Raw genomic sequence first — 22,382 nt, forward strand, 5'->3', positions numbered from 1 at the left:
TTATAAAGCAAACAAAGGCTTAAATAGTGGTTAAGCGACATTGGCAGCATAGAGATTTACAGATACAATTTGAAACAACACTTTTTTGTACAGCATACAATTATGAATGGTATTAGTCGGCTTGATATAAAGCAGTTAAGAGTACTCAGTAGCTTATTAGAACTGCAAAACCTTTCACAAGTAGCCAAAAAAATGGGGTTAACGCAACAAGCAATTAGTGAGCAACTACGAAAGCTACGAGATTTATTTGACGATCGTTTGTTTATTCGCCAAGGCAATAACATGGTTGCTACTCCTAAAGCGCAAGGGCTAAAGGCGCCTGTTAATCATATTTTAAAGCAATTAGAGTCGTTACTAGAGCCTGAGCAGTTTAGCCCGCAAACTTATAAAGGTGTGTTTACCATAAGCGCAACCGACTACGCCACGCAGGCTTTATTACCGCAATTATTTAATATTACCCGCCGTGAAGCGCCAGGTTTAAAGCTGATAGTGCGCGACTTTGCGTCTGACAACGTTAATCAACTTATAACGGCAGGCGAGCTTGATTTACTGATAAGCTTTCCAGAGTTTATACCTGACAACTTAGCGTATGTCACTTTGCTAGAAGAGCAGCACTTGTGTATTACAGGCTGTAAAAATGAGTTTGAAGATGAGCCCTTAACACTGCCGGAGATTGCAGCGCACCCGCAGCTGGTGGTGTCGCCTTCACGCGCTAATTTACGCGGATCGCACGATCAATGGTTTGAAAGCCAAGGGCTAAAACGTAATATTGTTATGTCGGTACCGAGTTTTTCAGCGGTGCCCGACATTTTACATACTACTGATATGCTCGCGTTTTACCCTTCAAGATTATTACCAAATAGTAAAGTTAGACTGCTAGAAGTTGAGGCACTTCCACCTACTTTTAAAGTGATAGCAGCATGGCATCCACGTACTAATAACAGCCCAGTTCATAAATGGTTGATAGAGCAATTACAAAACTTATAAAATCCGTAAAAATGCAACAAGATCTAAACGCTCTTGCTTGGTGAGTTTTAATGGTTTTAACAGTTTCGTCGTCTTAGGAAAGTGTGGATCGTTTAATTGGTTTTTCCTAGGCTTAGGTCTTACTCCACCATGGTTATACATATTTACTATGCCTAGTAGATCATCAAAAAGTCCATTGTGCATCCATGGAAATGTTTCAGTTAAACCAAGTAGAGAAGGGGTTCTAAATAACCCTATATCACTTGGATTATTTGTAAAATTAAACCGGCCTTTATCTTCAAAACTACGGCCGTAGTAATGAAGGCCAGTGCCATGAAATTGGTTGTCACTTAATAGCGCGCCATTGTGGCAAGTCATACACTTTGCTTTAGTTCTAAATAAATGTAATCCGTTTAATTCATTATCTGATAAACGTCTAAGCGCTTTTTTTGGATTACTCTGAACCTCATTAATAAATGATTTAAAGCGAGTATTAGGTGCAATGAGTGTTCGCTCAAATGCAACGAGGGCTTCTGCCATTTGTGCCATAGAAAGCGTGTCTGAATTAAAGGCACTTTTATTAAATGCCGTATAGCTTTTATCTTTATTGACCCGTATTAAGGCTTCTTGTGGATCTAAGTCCATTTCAATTGGATTGCTAATAGGCATAAGTGCTTGTTGCTCAGCTGTTTTAGCGCGACCATCCCAAAAAAAGCTTTGCCACTGATCTATACCAAAAATAGCAGGGGTATTGCGAGTGCCCACTTGATCATTTATGCCTATAGCAGTGGCACGACCATCATGAAACCCCTTATCTCGTTCATGACAACTTGCGCAGCTTACGGTTTTATCGCGCGAAAGCTGTGGATCATGAAAAAGCTTATTACCAAGTGCAACGTGCTCTGGCAATGGAGTAGCTATTGGCAATAACGAAAGAGGCTCAACTATACGCCCATCACTGGTTTGAATGGCAGGCCAGTTTATCTGCTCTTCGCTATATACTTTTCGTAGTGATTTAGTATCAAGCTGCTGCGGTTGGGCATTTAAAGAAAGTACAATACTTAGAATACGAATAAATTCAGTCATATTTGTAGCTAAGCCCCAACCAAAATACTCGACCAGGCTCAATACCTGATGCGCCCTCTGCAACTGTATACGTTCTCTTATTTAATAGATTGGAAATATCAGCTCGTAACTCTAAGCTTTGGCTATTGGTCAGTTTATGTTTGTATTTTAAACTTAGGTTTAGCATTGTCCTGGCACGTATAGTCTGTTCCTGGTAAACATCAAATAGAGTGGAAACAACTGGGCAGCTAGCACAGGCATCCTCTATATCAATGCTTTCACTTCCTCCTGTATTTACTGCGGTATCGTAGCTCCCTGAATATGAAATGTTTAATCCAGTACTAAATGAATCAACCCAATCTACGTTCCAACCTAATGCAGCCGTGATAGGTGCACCAAAGTTCGTCCGTATCTGAGACAACTGACTTAATGTGACCAGTGATCCTTCATCTTTCGCATTAACATAGTAAACGAGTTCATCAAGTGGGGTGTTATCTACGGTTGCATTATAATTGTCATTTGATATTTCGTTCTCGGCATACGACGTATTTGCCCATACTGAATGGGCACCAAATTGTGCGCTCCAAGCGAGTGAAATCCGCTCTGAACTTCCTGAACCTTGGTTGCTAATATCTATATAAGTGTAGCCATCAATATCGGTTTCGTCTGAAGTGGTACGAGAAAACTGCTGATGTTTTTTACGCTTTATGTATTTTAAAGAAATATTACCAATTGTCTCAAATGCGTGAGCGATACCGAGTGATAACTCATCATCGTAAGGGGTATTCACGTCATTAAATCGATATTTAAAACTGCCAGTATAATTTGAATCTAACCAGTTTTGTAAGTTCCCACTTTCGATAGGTCTATATTGCAGATAAGAAAACTGTTGTTGTTCCTTAATTTTATAACTGATAATTGCAGAGTCGTAATATCGACTTAGGCCGGCACTGATAATGGTTTTTTGATTATCAAATACGTCGTACCCTAATGAAATTCGCGGTGCTACATCGTGGTTTTGTAAAAAGTCATCATAGTTGTAGCGCATGCCTAAATTTACATCAAGTTTACCGTACTTGATGTGGTCGGTAATGTAGAGTGCGTTACGATTTAAATTTACATCTATGTATTCAGCAGGGCTAACTGTTCGGCCATTAAAAAATTGCGCTGTAGTAGTTATATTATTACTGTAAGCGGTAACGTGCTCCGAGTTGTTAAAGTCAATCTCCCCACCTAGTTGCTCAGCTAATTCTCCTATAGGGATGAGAGTTTCGAGTGCTTGACAATCAAGCGAATAACCACTGCAATTAAGTGGTGTAGTAGCACTAGACCATATAACAGGTGAGCTGTAGTTATAGCCATCTTGAAAGCGCTCACGTTCTATTTGCTGATATTTAATTTCTGCACCAGCCACAACTGAGTGGGTTGATCCTAAAAATTTAAAAGCTTCTAGATTAAATGTATTTTTCCAATTGGTGGTGAATTGGCTGTTATCTAACGCGCCATAACCACCTTGGCGTGAAAAGCGTTCGTCTGCATCGCCTTGGTTAGCGTATTGTCCCCAGTCTTTTCCTTTTGTTTGTAGCCAATTATAAAAATGCGCTGGGCCATCTCGGCTACTATCGCTTATGTTAAAGCTTAAATTACTTGCCCATGTTACATATTTAAAATCTTGCTTTAATTGTATTGCGCTACCATAAGCGCCACCTTCTAACTGATAGTCACTATCGAGTGCATCAGTAATAAAACCATTCACCTCGTAGGGAGAATAGATCATACTTACCGTAAAGTTATCAACCCAGCCGTTCTTATAACCATATTTAAATATAGCGTTAATGTTACGGCGGCTTTGGGTTTTTGTTTGCCCCAGCGATAAATCACTTATATTACTGTTAAGGTAATTTAAGCTAAACATCACACCGTGGCGTTTATTAAGTTGCTTTTTACCGCTCAATGAATAGCTTATTTTTTCGTATACTGGAGCCTCTAATTCAGCTTCATCTGTACTGCTTTGCTTAGTTTCATCGTCCGCTTGAATATAATGATAATCAGCCCAATCACTGTGATTTCCGCGTACAGTAAAGCTAAAACTATCTTTGCCAAACGTTTCTTTTGTTTTGGTATCAACAACACCGCCAGAAAAGCCACCAAATTCAGCCGGAATGTTATGGTCATAAACAGTAATAGACTCAACTACATCAGAGTTTACATTCATGCTTTGCACACCGCCTGACACATCATTACTTGATGATGTTAAGCGGCTACTACTGGCGGGATCAATACGATTATTGTAGTTCATACCATCAAGTGAAAAACCTGTTTGCCAAGGTTGTGCACCTGAGATGGATATTTCTGGCGCACTTATCTCAGCTAAGCTTTCAATGCTGAATGCCTCATTGCTTAATTGTACGCTTGGTAAAAGTGCAATTAGCTCATTTATGTCGCCATTCCCTTTGGCTGTTGCATCAATAAAACTGCGGTCTAAATACGAACGACCAATAACTTCAGGAACTTCTATCCCTATAAATTGGCCTTTGACTTCAATGTGTTCGATAGCTTCACATAAACTTTTTTTTTCGTCAGTGAGTGTGCTGCAATCTTCAGGTGGGGGAGGAGTCTGTTTTTGCTCGGTCGCACCATATGCATTATGGGCAAGCAAAAACAGACACGCATAAATATAACGTGTCTGCATTGTTTTCTCTTATTTAGTTGCCAATTGGAGTGCTGTCTTCGCTATCAGCAATACCATCGTTGTCAGCATCTTCATCGGCTGTTAAACCCGAAGCGGCAATATCTTCATCAGTTACATTTGCTAAGAAGAAGTTTGGAAGCCCGTCGTTATCAGTATCAACACTGGCAACACGGTTATCTCTAAAGTCATCTTTGCTTGCAATTAATTCAGCCATTGTGGTGTAAAGGTCAAGTTGGTCGGCTTCACCGTTTACATCGTTAGTTACAAGCGCTGTAGCTTGCTCGTATTCGCCCAATAAGGTATGTGCTTCGACTAAATCTTCCATAGCTTCAATAATGACAGTATCGGCTTGTGCTAAAATAAGCGTTTCAATACCGGAGACAAGTGCTGAGGTTTGTGTTTTCACACTACTGTAGGTGCTAGCAAAGTCAGAAATACTACCTACATTAGCGCCCATGCTAGAAAGCATGCTGTAACGTTCCCAAAAGCCAGTTGCTGATGGGCTAAGTAGTATTGCTTCAATTTTTAATGATTCGAGTATCTCAAGTAGTTGGTCACTTGTTAACGTGCTTAAATTTTCGTTTACTTCAACTATTGCACTATTAAATGTAGTTAAGGCTAAGTCGGTAAACCCTGCGTTTACTAAATAACCTAATGTTTCTAAGCGATATTCAAAGCGGTCTTCAATGTCATCTAATACACTAATTTTACTAAGTAATTGCGTATTTATTGCGGGGATTTCGTCAGTTAAGCCTGCGCGGTCAAGTGATACCATTACATTGCTGTGAACAACAATTGCAGAAGTGTCGGTTAAAGTGCGTAATGTGCCTGTATTTAGTTTATTTAACATGATTAAACAGCGATTTGCGGCAGCAGCAGTATCTGCGCCGACTTCTCTACTAATGGTGACTAGTAAACCACACCCTTTATAGCCAGCTAAGAAAGAAGTAGATGACTCTGCACTTATGTACTCGTCAGATGAAATAAACTCACCCGCATACGTTAATACGTCTTTCGCTTGTTCGGTATAACCGTACTGATATAAAATTTGCGCTGTGCCTGCGTTGTTGTTTGTTTCGGTCAAGCTTCTGAAAAACTCGTTATAATCACCTTCTTCGGTAAAATAGGCAAAGCCGTCAGCAGCGGCATCGGCCACTGAAGTGCCTGCTATAATGCTTTTGGCTATAGTGAAACTATACATAATTTGTTTAGCACCACTGATATCAAAATCAGATGAAAGTAATGCAAACGCAGGGTTTTCTTCGAGGTCATAAAGGCCTTCTAGTAATCCGGCTAGAGTTTGTAGTGGATAGGTATAAGTACCTAAATTGGCCTCAGTGTATTCTGAAGCAGCAAAGTCATAGTTGCTATCTATGCCCGTTACACCATAAAACGACAGCGCTAAGTTTACGTATTCTCGAGCTAGTTCAAGCGAGTTTGCGCGAAATAAAACCTCTGCCGCCCATGCGGTATAAAGCGCTTTTAGCCTTTGTGTTTTTTTACCTTTAAATTCACCGCTTTTTTGAATTTCGTAACCTGTGTTACTCGAAATATTTACCAGTGCAGCAGCGAATGTTTGTGCTGTAAGCTGATTGGCATCAGTTGGGTTGGCAGCATATACGTCTAATGCACCTTCGGCTGCATTTTTAAACGCTGTTTGAAAGTAACCATATGTTTTTGTGTACTCTTCTTCACGTACAATCTCTGCGTAGCTGTTAATGGTATTTAGCAGGGTTTCTGCTTCTTCAGTTTGCCCTACATCCATATAATCATTTACTAAACCAAGTAACCAAGACGCATCACTACTGTTTATATTTTCAAAGCCCTTTTCAGCTAAGTACTGGTTGTAAGCAGCTAAAGAGCGGGTGCGGTAGTTATTCCCTAATTCCACATTACGAATACTATCTAAAGCAACGGCTACATCTTGTAGGCCACTAGCTAGTGCTGTTTGCTCGTTAATGAGTAATAAATAGTCTTCGGCGGTATCTAAAAACCCAGCACGCGCATAAGCAGCAGCTTGCACTTGATATACGGTATAACGTGAAATTTCATCGTTTATACTTTCGTTAATAATATCGGCTTGTTTTAAGTGTGACTTACTAGAGCTGTAATAAAAATTACGCTTGTCTTCATTCGTCACATACGATGGGCTAAGTGTAATGCTGGCGGTAATTGGTTCATCAATAACACCATCGGTATAGTTAATTTCGAATACTTCGTTAACTGAGCTTAATGTTTGCGCTTCAAAGGTAAATTCTCCAGTACTTTCGTTTATTGTAATTTCACCGCTCTCAGGAGGGGTTACCAAGGTAATGGTTATTTCATCCCCATCGGCATCAGTAACATTAATTGAGCCCTCTGTTGTTGATGAGGAGGTAACAAACACGTTCGTTGTTTGTAATACAGGCGCGTCATTAACATTTTCAACCGTAAAGTTAACCGTTACATTTGTGCTAAGAGAGCTATCACTGGCAGAAATTGAAGCACTATCGCTACCAAAGAAGTCGGCATTAGGTGTGTAAGTAAACTCACCGTTAGCCTCTACTGCTATGATGCCATTACTTGGCGCGTTAGCAAGTGTATAGCTTAGGACGTCATCGTCGGTGGCTGTTACTTGAGCAGTAAAAGAGGTGTCTTCGTTTAAAGTGAAGCTTAGGTTTGGCTCATTAAATAAAGGTGCTTTATTACTAGAGCCACCACCGCAACCAGTTAAAATTAAAGTGCATAATATAGGTGTGAGTTGAATTAGCTTATTCATGATTGTTGAACAATAAAGGTTAATGATGTTGCAAATGATAACGCATATCAATTGCATTTCATATGTAAAAAGTAATTTATATGATAAATTAAAGTGATTTATTGGATGAAATAAAGTTTAAGGGGTTTAAATAAACTAAAAAATAGAATGGTAGTTTGCTAAGGCTGAATGGTTATTCCTTAGCAAACAATAGATTAAGCTTTAATTAACGTCTTTTATTATTAATAAAGGGAAGTGCTTAACGGAACGAGGTTGCCACTGATTAAAAATTATATTTTTAACACCTAAAGACGCAAGTGCCTTGGGTGAGTATGTCCAGCCTCGCGCATGTTTTTTTATTGCTGCTTTGCGTAAACTTGGCTCAAGACCCACAGTAAGTAGGTCATGATTTACATTAAAGCGTTTATACATTGCTCGTTCTCGCTTACTTGCTTTGGCTATAACCTGATCATAATGCGCACGGAGTACTTGCCATTTTTTACTTTTTTTTGGTTCATCTAAATTTTTGACCATAGTGTCTATATCACTGTCGAGCCATTTTGCAGAGGCTGCATCGCCATGCCAGCCAACTATTGCATTTTTCTCAATGGTTGTCGGTTGCCCTACGAGTAGTATGTAGTTAGCACAAGATGAAAAGCAAAAGTCTTTTATGCTCACGCTAAGTTTATGAGCGGCGATCAAGTCAGCTAAATCCATACCAAAATCGATGTTACCGCCACCGCTGGTAATCGTTAATGCGTTTATCGAGGAATTGCTTTTTAAAAGTTCAGAAGCTTTATTATTTTGAACCTCAGTAATTTGGCCACTGTAATACAGGGTGTTTTTTTTAACGAGCACCAGCGCGCTTGTTGAAAAGCTACAGCATAATAACGATATGTAAATAAGCACTAATTTTATCATTACTTGGTTTATTCCTATTTAATTCAAGCTATAAATATTTTGCAGAGAAACGATTTAATAATGCTAATGAACATACATATAAGCTTACCAAAACAAGGTCTGTAAAGCCGTTATCGCTTTGAATGATGTAAGTACTTAAAGCCATGTGGCCGCCATATGAAAAACATAAAAGTATACCCATAATACTGGTGTTTTTAACAATGTTACCAATTATAAAACTAGCTAAAAAAGCTGCGCATGCTGTAAGTGAAAAATTAGCTGCATATACAAACTGCCATTGTTGTTGTCCAATTAATGGCAAAGTAACAATAAAACAAAATATTCCTACGTAAATTGTAAATTTTAATGCACTTTGAATAAAAGCGCTTTTTGCTTGTGCAGTGCTATTGTAAATAGGGAGAGTGTAAAGCAATTCCCATGACTGCGTCCTTTGTGATCGACTCCATTGGCAAAGCGTGAATAGCGCAAGCAAGACATTTGTTAAACTAAACATTGAGTGCTTAGATATATCGTAAAAAAAGTTAATGATTATTGCGCTGGCACTCAATCCTACTAGCAAAATAGCAAATTGAGATAGTGAAGGACCTACAAAGTAACTCAAAGGGAAGAGCTGTTTATTTAAATACTTAGAGTAACTTGATAAAAAACCAACAGGAACAGGCGACCACCCCGATTGCACACCATGACGATAATTAGCAAAGGCATGACTGCTAAAGTGATATGGTTGGCCAAATTTATCTCTAAATACTAATAGGACTAAGTAAGTAACAATAGCTATAGGGATTAAAAAAATAGGTGTTTTTTCTAATAACACACAACTTATAATGCCTGTGGTGAATATTATGTAACATCCAAGGGTAAATAAATGACTGCTCACTCTACATAAAAGCCATAGCCCTAAACCAAGTGTATTCGCTACAAAGATAGTAGATAAAAGATGAATACTCTGCTCAATAGCTGCATTTATCAGCATAAAACCATTTATTATTGCAATAAACACTTTGCCTTGTTGCGTTATATGTTGGCAATAATCAACAACTAGCGCCTGCCACTCTGTGGCTTGTAAGCGAATACTTTGTAAAGCAAGTGATGCGTACATGCAAATAATCGCAAACATTGCGAGCAGATTAAGAATAACAGGTTCACTACCAATAAATAGGGGGGAAAAAATAGTCGCAAATATTGATGGCACAAAATAACTAGCGGGACCGGCTTCTTTTAACCATAAACCGCTCCAACCTTGATACCACTTACGGCTTTGTGGCGAACTCATGCATGTAGCTCCACAAACAGTTGCTCTAAAGAAAGCGGATTAATACTCAATGCGCCATCAATTGTTTCGTTGTTATAACCATAAATAATGGCCGAATTTTTGTTTTGAGCTAATACAGTGTAAGCAGTTAAGTTAATGGTGTTATCGGTAAAATTAACTTTTCGGATAGTTTCGCGAATCTCATCTTGTTCATCAAATAACAGCAGTTCACCTTCTTTTATAAGGGCAATATGGCTTGCAACGCGCTCTATGTCGGAAGTGATATGTGATGAAAACAAAATCCCCGAACCGGAATCGAGTGCGAGATCGAACAAATCGCTCATAAACTCGCGTCTGGCAATAGGGTCTAGGCTTGCAACTGGTTCATCTAAAATAAGTAATTTAGGGCGATATGCCATTGCCATAATTAACGCAAGTGTTTGTCTTTGACCTATTGATAAGTTGCTAATTGCAGCGGTGCTTGAAAGTTCAAACCGACCTAGCCATTTGGTTTCAAGCTCGGTATCCCAGTTAGGGTAAAAACTACGATGTAGTGCCAATGCATCGGCTATTTTAAACCCCTCATAACCAAATGACTGTTGAGCAACATAGCCAATTTTAGCTTTGTTTTCAGCATTAATTTGTAAACTTGGCTCTGAAAAAACACTAATATCACCCATATCGGGAGTTACTAATCCAAGTGCACAGCGTAGTAAAGTCGTTTTACCTGCGCCATTTTTACCGAGTAAGCCAATTACCATACCTGGATACACATCTAAATTAATATTTTTCAGAATATTTTTTGAGTTAATTGTTTTATATACATTTTTGTAGCTAAGGAGTGGTTGTTCCATAGGGGTTATTTCCATCGCTTTTTAATTAATTCTATTAAAACAGCTTGCGATACATCGAGTTGTTTGGCTTGCTGAATAAGTTGATCGGCACCATTAAATAATAGCGTATCTTGTTGTTGTGTTTGCTGCTGTGATTTTTGCGCAACACAGGTTGGTTGCCCACGCCTTCGTTCTAACCAACCTTGTTCAACTAATTGACTTATCGCACGCGACACAGTCATAGGGTTAACCGAAAAGTGCTCAGCTATTTTTCTTACTGAAGGTAATTGCTCGCCTATCGATAATTGCCCGCCCACAATCAACCGCACAATTTGTTCATGCAATTGTTTATAAATTGGATCGCCACTATTAGGGTTGACATTAATAAATTCTAACATTATTCTTTCTCTACTGTATTAATACATTAATACACCGATACACTGTAGTTAAAGTTATCATATTGAGTGTAAAAAGCAACAAGGGAAAAGTAATGGAAACCATGTTTAATTTACGTAAAAAACTAACTAAGCTAACGCTTTTATCAATATTAGCGGGAAGTGGCAGTAGTGTATTTGCTCAAAGTAATGATCAAATACATACAGCTTTAACCCCATGTTATATGGAAGGGTTAGCCGATAGATTAATGTGTGGCAGTATTAAGCGCCCTCTCTCAGATAGCAGCGCTGATGGCGAAATCGACATTAACTTTGCGATTATTCCAGCTATTAAACCTAGCCACCCTGATGAAGCAGCGCTTGCTTTTGCTGGTGGCCCAGGGCAGGGCGCAATAGAGCTAGCTGCTATTTTTAATCGTAATTTACGATTTGTCCGCGAAACGCGTGATATTTTATTGGTTGATCAACGCGGCACTGGCTACTCAAATAAGTTGCAATGTGAAAGTAATGACCTGCAAACACAGTTTGCATTTAACGATTCAATGACTGATCTCGCATTACTGGGCGCTCAAGAAACACAAAAATGTAAAGCGCAGCTGAATATTGATTTAAGTCACTTTTCAACACCTGTTGCTGCAAAAGACTTTGAAGCTGTGCGTAAAGCTTTAGGTTATAAAGGGCTGCATTTGTACGGGGTATCGTACGGTACACGTATTGCGCAAGAATATACCCGCCAATTTCCAAATTCAGTATTAACGAGTACATTGGATGGGGTTGTACCTATGCAGCAAAGCTTGGCTGCAATAGGCGCAGCTATTGATGATTCGTTAGCGGCTTTATTTGCACGTTGTGAAAGTAATACGCTTTGTAATTCACAGTATCCACAGTTAAAAAATCAATTTAATACCTTAATGACGCAGTTAGATAGCCAGCCAATTGAAACAACAGTGAAACACCCGCGTACATACAAAAACATAACGCTAGTGGTGACTAAAACTAAGTTTTTTGGCGCAATACGTATGGCACTTTATAGCCACTCAATGCGAGCAATTTTGCCTTTGGCAATTAGCCAAGCCGCTAATGGTAATTTTTCGCCATGGGTTGGATTGATGTCGGGCGTTGATATAACTGAACAGCTCGCAATGGGCATGCACAATGCCATTGTATGTGGTGAAGATTGGCCGCAGCTTAATGAGCAAAAGCGTTCAAAATATAATAAAAGCTACATGGGAAAAATGATGATTGAAGGGTTTGATGTAATGTGCCCAATTTGGGATGTAACCCCAGTAAATAAGAGCTTTTATAAGCCCGTGACGACGGAAGTGCCTACTCTATTACTTTCTGGTGGGCGAGACCCTGCAACCCCTGCAAGTTGGGCTGACTTGGCAATGGTAAGTATGAAAAATGCCACTCATTTGGTGTCACCTTCGGCAACTCATGGTATTGGCTCACAAACATGCGCGCCCAAAATAATTGCTCAGTTTATTAATCAACAAAATATGCAAGATATAGATACAAAATGTATCAATAACAATAACGATAAAAAGTTTTTTATGAATATAAATGGCGCAGCCAGTTCAACAATTCAAAGTATGGAGTAAAGGTATGATTAAGGTAACTAATCTAACTAAAAAAATTGGCGATGTTAACGCCCTTAACGGCCTAAGCTTTGATGCGAAAAATGGCCAAATTACAGGTTTGCTTGGACCTAATGGTGCAGGCAAAACAACCTGTTTACGTACCGTGTTCGGGTTATTAAAAGCCGACAGCGGTGAAACCGAAATAGACGGCATAGATGTAGCAAAAAATCCTATGGAAGCTAAGAAAAATTTAGGATTATTTCCTGATCCGTGTGGTCTGTATGAGCGATTAACACCTAGAGAATATATTACCTTTTTTGCACAATTAAGCGGGCTTTCGTCTGTAAAAGCGAAAGCAGCAACCAGTGAGGTAATAAAAAAATTAAATATGGACGATATTGCGGATCGCCGCTGCCAAGGTTTTTCACAAGGCCAACGCATGAAAACCGCTTTAGCACAGGCTGTGGTACATAATCCGTCTAACGTTATTTTAGATGAACCTACACGCGGCTTAGATGTAATGAGCACACGTATTTTAAGAGATCTACTTATACAGCTAAAGGAACAAGGACATTGCGTGCTTTTTTCATCGCATGTGATGCAAGAAGTTGCCGCATTATGTGACCACGTAGTGATCATGGCTAACGGCCAAGTAATAGCGCAAGGTTCGGTAGATGAACTGTGTGAAAAAGCAGGAAAAGCCACGCTAGAAGAAGCATTTATTGAGCTAATTGGTAGCGATGAAGGAATAGCAGCATGATTAATTTATTAAAAGTACTCTATAAAAAAGAAATCATTGATGCCAGCCGAGACAAACGTTCAGTGATGGCGGGCTTGTATTACGCAATAGGTACTCCCATTGCAATGTGTTTACTATTAAGTGTATTACTGCAACAGCTTACATCGCCCGAAGGGCTCAAAATCACCATAGTAAATGCGGAGCAAGCCCCTAGTTTAGTAGCGCATTTAAATGCCAATGAAATACAGAGTACAAACGATAAAAATGACGAACTACTCAAGTCTATTACATTAAATATTAGTGATGACTATCAAAAAAATATGCGTGAAGGTCGCCCTGCAACAGTTACATTAATTGCTGATAAATCAAATGATAAACTTGGTAAGCATATAAATCGTATTGAAAAAGCTCTGGCAAGTTATAACGCTGAAGTGGCTAGTTTACGTTTAATATCGCGTGGCATTGATCCAAGCATTATGCGTACCTTAGCGGTAGAGACGCATGATGAGGCGACTCCAGACTCTAAAGGCGGTATGTTTTTAGGCATTGCTACGTTGTCTATAATTTTAACGGTATTTTACGCTGCGATGAACCTAGCTATAGATACTAGCGCCGGTGAACGCGAACGTAATTCGCTGTCGTTATTATTAAGCCATCCGTTGAGTAGCTTACAAATTGTACTTGCTAAATCGGCTGCTATTGCCAGCTTTTCGATGCTAGGACTCGTAATCATTTTAATTGTATCTAAAATTACATACGGCTTAGTGCCTTGGCAACAGCTCGGTTTTAGTATCACTATAACCCCAACATTTATGCTGTTTTGTTTTGCAGTATGCTTACCTATTGCATTAATGTCGGCAAGCTTGCAGGTATTTGTTTCGTTTATGGCAAAGTCGTTCAAAGAGGCACAGTCATATGTAACTATGGTGTTATTTATTCCTATGTCGCTAAGTATGATAACTACCTATGACATTGCCACCGATATTATACAGTGGGTTCCTATTGCGGCTCAGCAATATGCACTTATTGAGTTTATCAAAGGTAACCCATTGCCAGTACCACAATTAGTACTTTCTACCTTGATTACATTAATATTATTTAGCGTGTTTAGCTTTTTAAGCAGCCGAATGCTGAAAAGTGAAAAGGTTGTGTTTGGTTTGTAACCCCACGCTTAAAATGTATTTCAAGCAATGCCCATAGTTTAACTAACATGGGCGTTTTTATATCCGACGATAAATAATGGCTATAATTTATATTTTTTGGAATTAAAAAGAGGTGCTCACAAAGGGGGCAGAGAAGCTACGCTTAAGAGTAGAAAATACCTGTGTTGTATGTTTTTCTGAGGCTGAGGACGTACTCAAACATAAATATGGGAGGTATAAAGTAGAAGTGATGTAGTAAGGAGTCATGAAAACGCAGTAACGTAGTTACAATCTTAAAAACACCTGTTGAGATGGTATTTAGGGAAAATCTAGAAATAGCTAAATATGGCGTAACAATAATTTTTGTATTTACTCTCATAAAGTGTGCCCATTTAACCCATCTTTAACTCTCGCCCTAATAAACTGCTCGTAATGGTATGAATTAAGCATAATTAATGGTTTATTTTAAAAAGCACTCAACCAGTTTGTTACTTGCGCTTAGTTGTACGCTTGCTGCATGAAGCAGCCAGTCAAGCTATCAAGGTAATGGTATATTGCGCAGCGAGATCTCTATAGTAAATACAGCGTACAAACTAATACGGCACGCTACTAATAATAAAAATAAGCCCGCTAATGTTGACTACGGTTTAGGGCTGGAGTTAAGCGAAAAAATAATAAAACGACACGGTTGGGTATACGAAGTAAACGATATGCCCGAGCGTTATGAAGTGGTGGTCGATTTTAGTTAATACGCTTTTTTTAATCCTTGAGTTTTTTTATATCTAAAATATTTAATGTAACGCTGAGAATATAAAAAACTTAGTGATAGTAATGTGTTAAGTAATTTGTTAAAACTATAAATAGTAAAGAATATTAACGATAGACTTACATGGAGTGTTAATTCATATGTTCAAATTCATAATTATTTTAATCTCAATTACTTCTTTCAATGCCTTGGCTGCAGAGAAGGTTAAACTTGGAGTTTTAGGGAACGTTGGAACTGATGGTTTTTTTAGCCCGACGGTAACGTCATTTATTATTCAAAAAGTAGAACCTAATTCACCCGCTGAAAAAGCCGGGATTGTTGCTGGGCAAAAAATAATTTCTATAGAAAATTGTAAAATTCCAGGCTGCCCTGCCAGTGAAGCAAAAGAATTAATGCGCAAGGAGTCTGGAGAGATTTTACAATTACTTTTAGAGAATGAAGATGGTAGCCAAGTACCTTTAAAAATCCCTATGAATGCTTGGTAAACCTAAGAAGTTTTTAAAATACCTAAATATACCCAGCCTATAAAGTATGGTTATTTCCAAAGCGTGGTTTTGTGTAAATGAGCTAGACGCAGTAAATGTTGGCAACGTTAGTGAGCTTTTGGAGTACTACTTACTCGGTTTATATGTAGGTTACTGCTTAAAGTAATTGGGATAGATTAAAAAGGTTTGATCAGTAATAACCTTAATTAATGAATACATTGGTATTGCGTTAAATACGGCAATACCAATGATTATTAGACTAAAGCTTATAAATCGCTGCGCCAACCCATGCCTGACTCTTCCATTAAACGCTCGTACACGCCTTCTATGTTAAGCGGTAACCATGCATCAAACTGTTTAAAGTCACTAAATTGGTCTAACTTTACATTTTGTTTAATTTCGTCAAGCGTATTACCGGCTAAAACGCCTGCTGTTACTTGCCTATATAAAAGCTCTAAATAACTTAAGTAACGCGCTACATCAGCCTTGCTGCCAATGTCGGCATGTCCGCCTACAAAAGTATTAAAGTCGTATTTGAGTACCGCTTGGGTTGAGTTAATCATGCCTTGAATATCGTAACTCCACAGTTTTTGCCATGGCATTCTGCCAATAACAATCCAATCAACTGCAAATAACGTTTGTTGCTTTTCGAATAATATACTAACCGAACCACGACCATCGTTTGGACCATGGTAGTTAATTTTTACTTTGGAATCACTAAGAGTAAGCAGTAACTCGTCATCAAAAGTAAGGCTGGGCGTTACTGTTTTCATTTGTGTGTTTTTAATATCTTGCGCAGCGAGTTTATGCGCTATAAACGTGGTGTGCGGGCTTTTAAATACCTCGGCGCCGTAAATATGATCGCTGTGATTATGGCTATAAATTACATATTTTACAGGCACGTTATAGCGAGTTTTAATTTGCTCGTTTAACCAGGTGGCGGCTTTTTTGTTAAGCGGGTCGGTAACAATTGCGCCCTCAGGAGTGATTAAAAATACGGAGCGGTGTCTGTCGTCTATAAAGCGATGTAAACCATTGCCTAGGTCTTCTATTTCATAGGCTTGTGTGGCAAAGCCTATAAATAATAGGGCTGTGGTTAATAGTTTTTGTAGCAAGCGGGGCATACACCATCCCTTTTAAGTTGATAACGCTATTAAAAGAAGAGAGTGCAAGGCCGTAAAAAATTTCAGTTGTTAGTTAAATTAAAACTTAAACCTAAGCCTAAACTTAAGTAAAAAGATCAAATATAAGGATGAAATAAAAAGCCATTATAAAAATGGCTTTAGATAGGTTGGTTGGGTTTATCTTTGTGTTAGTTGTTGGTTTATTTCTTCAAAGATACTGGCATCATCTATGGTTGAAGGTATTTTTAGCTCTTCGCCATCAACCAGTTGGCGCAGGTTTTTACGTAGTATTTTACCCGAGCGGGTTTTAGGTAACCTATCTACGCTAACTATATTTTTAAGGCACGCAATAGCGCCAATCTGATTACGAACACTTAAAACAAGCGCTTCTTCCACGTCGGTACTTGAGCCCATAAAATCATTTTTAAGCACGATCATTCCCATAGGGAGTTGCCCTTTTAGAGGATCGTTCACACCAAAAACAGCGCATTCAGCAACAGCAGGGTGCGCGGCTACTATCTCTTCCATTTCGCCGGTAGAAAGCCTATGCCCTGCTACATTTATAACGTCGTCGGTTCTGCCCATAATAAATAGGTAGCCGTCTTCATCAATATAGCCGCCATCGCCAGATAAATAATAACCTTCGTATTCATTTAGGTAGCTTGCTTTAAAACGCGGGGTATCTTGCCAAATTGTTGGTAGGCAACCCGGTGGTAGTGGCAGTTTAATTACCACGGCGCCTTGCTCGTTAGCTGCGCATTCATTGCCATCCATATCTAATATTCGCACGTCAAAACCTGGAGTAGGCACGGTAGAGCTGCCCGGTTTTGTTGTTAAGTACTCAAGCCCTACAGGGTTACAAGCAATAGCCCAGCCGGTTTCTGTTTGCCACCAATGATCGAGCACTGGCAGTTTGGTTTTTTCTTTAAGCCACTCGTAAGTGGGAGGATCTAACCGCTCGCCAGCTAAAAATAAACGTTTTAAGCTAGAGGTATCGTATTGATTAAAACCATCGGCATTTGGATCTTCTTTTTTAATTGCTCTAAATGCGGTGGGGGCACTAAATAATGCATTTACTTTATATTCTTCAACCACGCGCCAAAATGCACTGGCGTCGGGTGTTTTAACCGGTTTACCTTCATATAATACGGTCGCGCAGCGATACATTAGCGGCGCGTAAACTATATAAGAGTGCCCAACTACCCAGCCAATGTCAGACGCTGCCCAAAATACGTCGCCGGGCTTCATACCATAAACGGTTGCCATGCTGTATTGCATTGCCACTGCGTGACCGCCATTTTCGCGTACTACGCCTTTGGGTGTGCCTGTCGTGCCTGAGGTATATAAAATATAAAGCGGATCATCTCCATTTACAGGCACCGGATCTGCGCTTGCAGCAGTTTGCATTGCCTGAGTCCAATCTATGTCTCGTTTAGGCTTAAGAGTGGCGGTTACTTGTCGGCGCTGATAAATAACGCAGTGTTCTACTTTGTGCGTAGCTAAGTCTATTGCGTTATCAATAAGTGGTTTGTATTCAATAACGCTGTTTACTTCAACACCGCATGAGGCGCTAAGTATAAGTTTGGGCTTGGCATCATCAATGCGTACAGCCAATTCATGTGCAGCAAACCCACCAAATACCACCGAATGAATAGCACCAAGGCGAGCGCACGCCAACATACCAATAACAGCTTGTGGGATCATTGGCATATAAATAACAACGCGGTCGCCTTTTGTAACACCTAACGATTGTATTACGCCTGCAAATTTAGCAACTTCTTGTTGTAGTTGTGAGTAGTTATAAGTTTGCTTTGTGTTAGTGACTGGAGAGTCGTAAATAAGTGCAGTTTGCTCGCCAAACCCGGCAATAACATGTTGGTCTAGCGCTAAAAAACTGGTGTTTAATTGCCCGTCGCTAAACCAATGATAAAGCCCGTCGTCGTCTTGTGTGTATGCTTTTGTGGGGGTTTTATACCATGGAATATTTTTACTTTGTTCGAGCCAAAATTGGGCTGGGTTTTGTTTAAAGCCATTATATTGCTGTTTATATTCGCCTGACATGTAAGGCTCCTAAAGCTAAATTTGTGTGAGAGACCTTACAAAATGTAGGCTTTTTTTAGCAAGCAAGCTATTCGACCTTGGTCGGTTAAAAGTTAATCAATACACTGGTTTTAAAAATACAAAATTGACAATACAAAGCGTGTGGTTCAGCATGGCGGGCAGTAAAAAATATGAGAAAACACGATATGAGTAACGTAGTAAGAGTAGGGGTTGCGGTTATCATAAAGCATCAAAACACAATTTTACTAGGTGAGCGCATTGGCGCGCATGGTGCTAATACATGGGCAACACCTGGTGGGCATTTAGAGTTTGGTGAAAGTGCTGAGCAATGTGCAATACGAGAAGTGTTTGAAGAAACAGGTTTAAAGGTAAGTAAAATTACTAAGCTTGATTTTACCAATGATATTTTTACAGCAGAGAACAAACACTATATTACGTTGTATGTAAAAGCTGATTTTGAAGGCGGAGAGCCTGAGCTTAAAGAGCCTAATAAATGTTTAAAGTGGCGCTGGTGCGATATTAATAATCTACCAACGCCGCTGTTTACATCACTAAAAAATTACTTATCTGAGGCTGTACTAGCCTAGTTATTTTGTTGGCGGTGTCGCTGGGCTTAACGCTAGTTTACTAAAGCTTACTTGAGCGTAATCGCCATTTTGTTTATCTGTAGTCCAATCGCCAGTACCTAAACAACCTGGGTACCAAATACCTTTCGCGCTTTTAGTGCTACATTGGTTATAAGCGCCGGCTTTAAAGTAATGCCAATCTGCAGCGTAACCATGTGGGTGATCTTTTTCGTCCACTTTGCCATAAGCATCTACGTTATTACCTAAGTTAATAGAGTAGTTAACGTCTTCTTTGCCTTGTGCGCTAAATGTAAGGTGCATAACATTTTTATACACATTTACCGTGTAGCTAAATTCTTCACCTAGTGCAATACCGGCACTGCCAGGCTCGTTAGGGTTTTCCCATGTATTCCCCCAAACTGGGTAAGTAATGTCTGTACGGTCAGGATTGGTTTTAGCTAAGTTACGTTCGTAGTTCCAAAAAACTGAGCCTGTTTTGTGCCCTGGCCATTTTTTGTAATATATTTTAAGTGGCTCATTGCCCCAGCCATAACCAAGCTTGGTATCAATAAGCGCTTGATCTTTACCTGCGTGAATTTGCCCTACAACAACAGAGTAAGCTGCTTTTTTATCAGGATCAGTTGCACGTAGCGCAACGTGATCTACTTTTAACGTTGCTTCCATTTTTCCACCAACAGAACCAAATCGGTCAGATAACGGATGTACAGCTAAAGCAAAGTTGTTTTTAGAGTGTTTAGTTTTAATTTTAGTATTTGATCCACGGATCATTTGTCTAAGTTCACTACGAGTATTAGTAGAGTTAGCACTTGTAAGCGCTTTATTAGGCGAGGTAAATACCATGTAGCCTTTATCATCAAGATAGAAAAAATCAGGGTGTGCGTAAGTCTGAATTTCTTCTACATCTATTTCATCAATTTTACCGTCGTTGTTTAAATCAACTGGTACATTTATTTTCCAGTGTGATAAATCAAACTTTGTTGCAGGTACCGGCGCATCGCTTTGCTGATTAGTGCTTTGGGTACTTGAACAAGCCGTAAAAAGTAGAGGTGTGATAACGGCTAAAGCCGTAAGTTTAAATGTGGATGTATTTTTTATCATTATTGTCTCTGTGTGATGAAGTAAAAATTGTGCGGTAAAGACATCGCTCAACTTCAATCTAACATACCAATTTAAAAATTAAAACTTACCAATTTTGTGTTTTTTATAATTAAACCTTATTTTTAAAGTTTATTTTGGTTAACCAGTTGGTGTTTTTTATTGCGTAATTTTTCTAAATACTTTCGTTGAGACTTTTTTATATGCTTAGCAATCCACTTTGTCATTTTAGGCGTAAGCTCTGGTACAAAGTTATGACCCATACCATCTATAATTTTTAACTTCGATTTTTTAATGAGTTTAGCCGTTTTTTCACCTTCAATAGATGGAAAAACTATATCGGCACTACCATGAATAATTAACGTAGGCGCTTTTATTTTTTTTATTAACTGGGCTCTGTTTTTACTGGCTGCTATGGCTATTAGTTGGCGTTTATAGCCATTTTGATTATATGAGCGGTCAATTATTTTAATTGCATGCTCTTTTAATAACTCTTCACTTTGTGGGTAAGCTGGGCTACCAATAAGTTGGTTTAAGTGAATGTTGTAGTTTATAGCGGCACTGCGCGTTAGTGTTTTTGGTTGCAGTTTAGATACTTTTAAAAATACCTTTAAACTTTTTATTGTTGGCTTAAAAGTAGAGCTACTCGACATTATTGTGGTTAAGCTAAGTACTTTCTTTTTATGTTTTGCTGCAATAATTTGGGCAATCATCCCACCCATTGATGCGCCAACTAAATGCGTTTTTTTTATTTTAAGTGCAGCCATTAAGGCGAGTACATCATCAGCCATATCATCAAGCAGGTAAGGAATATTCGAGCGTATAGGTAAGTACTTACTTAACCATGTTTTAAATAAACTAGGATTTTTGTAATCATCTAAATGGCTAGATAACCCGACATCACGGTTATCAAATCTAATCGCTCTAAAGCCTTTTTTTACTAAACCATAATAGAGCGAGTCTGGCCAAACTATCATTTGCGCCCCAAGCCCCATAATTAAAATAATAGCTGGTGCTGTTTTATCGCCTTCATCTTGGTAGCTGAGTTTAATACCTTTTTTAGTCTTAATAATAGCCATGGCAAAGTGAGTGTTAGCAAGCTTTGTGAGGAGTATAGGGCAGCTTTATTACATTTAATTTATGGTAGGTGGGAGGGGGAGTTGCCATTTTTTTAAAATAGCTTGGTACTTGCCATTTACCTTTAGCGTTTTTAGCCCTTTTGATATTGCGATGGCTGTTTGTTCATCAAACTGGTTATTAGTAGCAAGATAGAGGGTTGAAGGAAAATCAGTTAAATGAACTCGTTTAGCTATTAAGCTAGGATCAAGCCCGGACATTTTTAGTTCATTATTTAAAGTAAGTGTATTCACTACAACAAAATCGATACGTTTTTTGTAGAGCATTTGCCATAGCTGCTGATAATAACTAACTAAGATTAAATTTTTGTCTTCTTCGAAACCCATATCTTTTAAATATTTGGCGCTCGTATAACCGCGAATGGTTGCTACTTTGTAAAATTTGGCGTGATTTAAATGGCTAATATTATCTTTATGATCTTTTAAACTAACTAAGTACGCATCTGTAAAGTATATCGCACCTAACCATTTAAATTGATTTTGCCTAACAGGGGTTTTTAAAAAAGAGAGCATAATAGTATTAGGGTTGGTTTTTAATTCATGGGAAGCACGCGCCATAGGCATTATTTCAAACTTCGCGTTTAGCTTAGCTTCTCTTAATACTGCTTTAGCTATATCTACCGAGGCTCCGTCTGCTTCACCGTTTTCGTTTTGAAAATGATAAGGGTGTAAATCTTCGGCAATAAAGGTAAGTGGACTAGTTGCGTTTACCGTACTACAAAACATAAATACAAAGGCATTAACTACAATACGCAAATACATAGCAATAATCTTTTTAACTACAATGTCTTGAGTTTAAAGACTCT

At 38.8% G+C, this 22,382-nt stretch carries 19 protein-coding genes; 7 read left to right on the top strand and 12 right to left on the bottom strand.

The window, feature by feature from the left end:
• Positions 1–69 precede the first annotated feature (69 nt).
• On the top strand, positions 70–987 hold the full coding sequence (locus tag DC53_RS09650; RefSeq protein ID WP_204247268.1) for a LysR family transcriptional regulator: 918 nt from the start codon (positions 70–72) through the stop codon (positions 985–987).
• Here DC53_RS09650 and DC53_RS09645 read toward each other — a convergent pair.
• The 7 genes from DC53_RS09645 to DC53_RS09620 all read right to left on the bottom strand — a co-directional run bounded on the left by DC53_RS09645 (position 982) and on the right by DC53_RS09620 (position 10,864).
• Positions 982–2,052 carry a cytochrome-c peroxidase gene (locus DC53_RS09645; protein ID WP_033029942.1) on the bottom strand — a complete coding sequence of 357 codons (1,071 nt, stop codon included), beginning with the start codon at positions 2,050–2,052 and terminating at the stop codon, positions 982–984. The genes DC53_RS09650 and DC53_RS09645 overlap by 6 nt on opposite strands.
• Positions 2,045–4,723 carry a TonB-dependent receptor gene (locus DC53_RS09640; RefSeq protein WP_007376932.1) on the bottom strand — a complete coding sequence of 893 codons (2,679 nt, stop codon included), beginning with the start codon at positions 4,721–4,723 and terminating at the stop codon, positions 2,045–2,047. Before DC53_RS09640 ends, DC53_RS09645 begins: the two co-directional genes overlap by 8 nt.
• Positions 4,724–4,736: 13 nt before the next feature.
• Positions 4,737–7,481, bottom strand: a complete 2,745-nt coding sequence (locus DC53_RS09635) for an Ig-like domain-containing protein (RefSeq protein ID WP_033029944.1) — start codon at positions 7,479–7,481, stop codon at positions 4,737–4,739.
• Between the two features lie 201 nt (positions 7,482–7,682).
• Positions 7,683–8,381 carry a hypothetical protein gene (locus DC53_RS0120540; protein WP_232525501.1) on the bottom strand — a complete coding sequence of 233 codons (699 nt, stop codon included), beginning with the start codon at positions 8,379–8,381 and terminating at the stop codon, positions 7,683–7,685.
• A 28-nt stretch (positions 8,382–8,409) separates the two neighbouring features.
• Positions 8,410–9,654, bottom strand: a complete 1,245-nt coding sequence (locus tag DC53_RS09630) for a hypothetical protein (protein ID WP_033029947.1) — start codon at positions 9,652–9,654, stop codon at positions 8,410–8,412.
• The gene (locus DC53_RS09625) at positions 9,651–10,487 is read right to left on the bottom strand and encodes an ABC transporter ATP-binding protein (RefSeq protein WP_007376927.1); all 837 of its coding nucleotides are present in this window, start codon (positions 10,485–10,487) and stop codon (positions 9,651–9,653) included. Before DC53_RS09625 ends, DC53_RS09630 begins: the two co-directional genes overlap by 4 nt.
• 5 nt (positions 10,488–10,492) lie before the next feature.
• Positions 10,493–10,864 carry a GntR family transcriptional regulator gene (locus tag DC53_RS09620; protein WP_007376926.1) on the bottom strand — a complete coding sequence of 124 codons (372 nt, stop codon included), beginning with the start codon at positions 10,862–10,864 and terminating at the stop codon, positions 10,493–10,495.
• A gap of 92 nt (positions 10,865–10,956) precedes the next feature.
• Between DC53_RS09620 and DC53_RS09615 the strand changes: the two genes are divergently transcribed.
• The 5 genes from DC53_RS09615 to DC53_RS09595 all read left to right on the top strand — a co-directional run bounded on the left by DC53_RS09615 (position 10,957) and on the right by DC53_RS09595 (position 15,573).
• Entirely contained in the window at positions 10,957–12,462 is a 1,506-nt protein-coding gene (locus DC53_RS09615; protein WP_033029948.1) for an alpha/beta fold hydrolase, read from the top strand.
• Between the two features lie 4 nt (positions 12,463–12,466).
• Entirely contained in the window at positions 12,467–13,201 is a 735-nt protein-coding gene (locus DC53_RS09610) for an ABC transporter ATP-binding protein (RefSeq protein ID WP_008135099.1), read from the top strand.
• Entirely contained in the window at positions 13,198–14,343 is a 1,146-nt protein-coding gene (locus DC53_RS09605) for an ABC transporter permease (RefSeq protein ID WP_033029949.1), read from the top strand. Before DC53_RS09610 ends, DC53_RS09605 begins: the two co-directional genes overlap by 4 nt.
• A 533-nt stretch (positions 14,344–14,876) precedes the next feature.
• Positions 14,877–15,071 carry an ATP-binding protein gene (locus DC53_RS09600; protein ID WP_033029950.1) on the top strand — a complete coding sequence of 65 codons (195 nt, stop codon included), beginning with the start codon at positions 14,877–14,879 and terminating at the stop codon, positions 15,069–15,071.
• A gap of 157 nt (positions 15,072–15,228) precedes the next feature.
• Complete coding sequence (locus DC53_RS09595; protein ID WP_033029951.1) at positions 15,229–15,573, top strand: PDZ domain-containing protein; 345 nt, start codon at positions 15,229–15,231, stop codon at positions 15,571–15,573.
• 266 nt (positions 15,574–15,839) lie between these two features.
• On the opposite strand, the gene DC53_RS09590 is transcribed toward DC53_RS09595, so the two are convergent.
• Both DC53_RS09590 and DC53_RS09585 read right to left on the bottom strand, forming a co-directional pair.
• Positions 15,840–16,697: an MBL fold metallo-hydrolase gene (locus DC53_RS09590; protein WP_033029952.1), complete on the bottom strand. Its 858-nt coding sequence runs from the start codon at positions 16,695–16,697 to the stop codon at positions 15,840–15,842.
• Positions 16,698–16,874: 177 nt separating this feature from the next.
• The gene (locus tag DC53_RS09585) at positions 16,875–18,758 is read right to left on the bottom strand and encodes a propionyl-CoA synthetase (protein WP_033029953.1); all 1,884 of its coding nucleotides are present in this window, start codon (positions 18,756–18,758) and stop codon (positions 16,875–16,877) included.
• A gap of 185 nt (positions 18,759–18,943) precedes the next feature.
• On the opposite strand from DC53_RS09585, the gene DC53_RS09580 reads away from it, so the two are divergent.
• The gene (locus DC53_RS09580; RefSeq protein ID WP_033029961.1) at positions 18,944–19,345 is read left to right on the top strand and encodes a nucleotide triphosphate diphosphatase NUDT15; all 402 of its coding nucleotides are present in this window, start codon (positions 18,944–18,946) and stop codon (positions 19,343–19,345) included.
• On the opposite strand, the gene DC53_RS09575 is transcribed toward DC53_RS09580, so the two are convergent.
• The 3 genes from DC53_RS09575 to DC53_RS09565 all read right to left on the bottom strand — a co-directional run bounded on the left by DC53_RS09575 (position 19,346) and on the right by DC53_RS09565 (position 22,338).
• The gene (locus tag DC53_RS09575; protein ID WP_008135105.1) at positions 19,346–20,443 is read right to left on the bottom strand and encodes a polysaccharide lyase family 7 protein; all 1,098 of its coding nucleotides are present in this window, start codon (positions 20,441–20,443) and stop codon (positions 19,346–19,348) included. It lies immediately after the preceding gene.
• Positions 20,444–20,565: 122 nt separating this feature from the next.
• Positions 20,566–21,519 (bottom strand): alpha/beta fold hydrolase, encoded by a 954-nt coding sequence (locus DC53_RS09570; RefSeq protein WP_008135106.1) that lies wholly within the window; start codon positions 21,517–21,519, stop codon positions 20,566–20,568.
• A 54-nt stretch (positions 21,520–21,573) separates the two neighbouring features.
• Positions 21,574–22,338: a substrate-binding periplasmic protein gene (locus DC53_RS09565; protein ID WP_008135107.1), complete on the bottom strand. Its 765-nt coding sequence runs from the start codon at positions 22,336–22,338 to the stop codon at positions 21,574–21,576.
• Positions 22,339–22,382: the final 44 nt, after the last annotated feature.

It is taken from the genome of Pseudoalteromonas fuliginea, assembly GCF_000690055.1.
In the GTDB taxonomy this organism is placed as follows: domain Bacteria; phylum Pseudomonadota; class Gammaproteobacteria; order Enterobacterales; family Alteromonadaceae; genus Pseudoalteromonas; species Pseudoalteromonas fuliginea.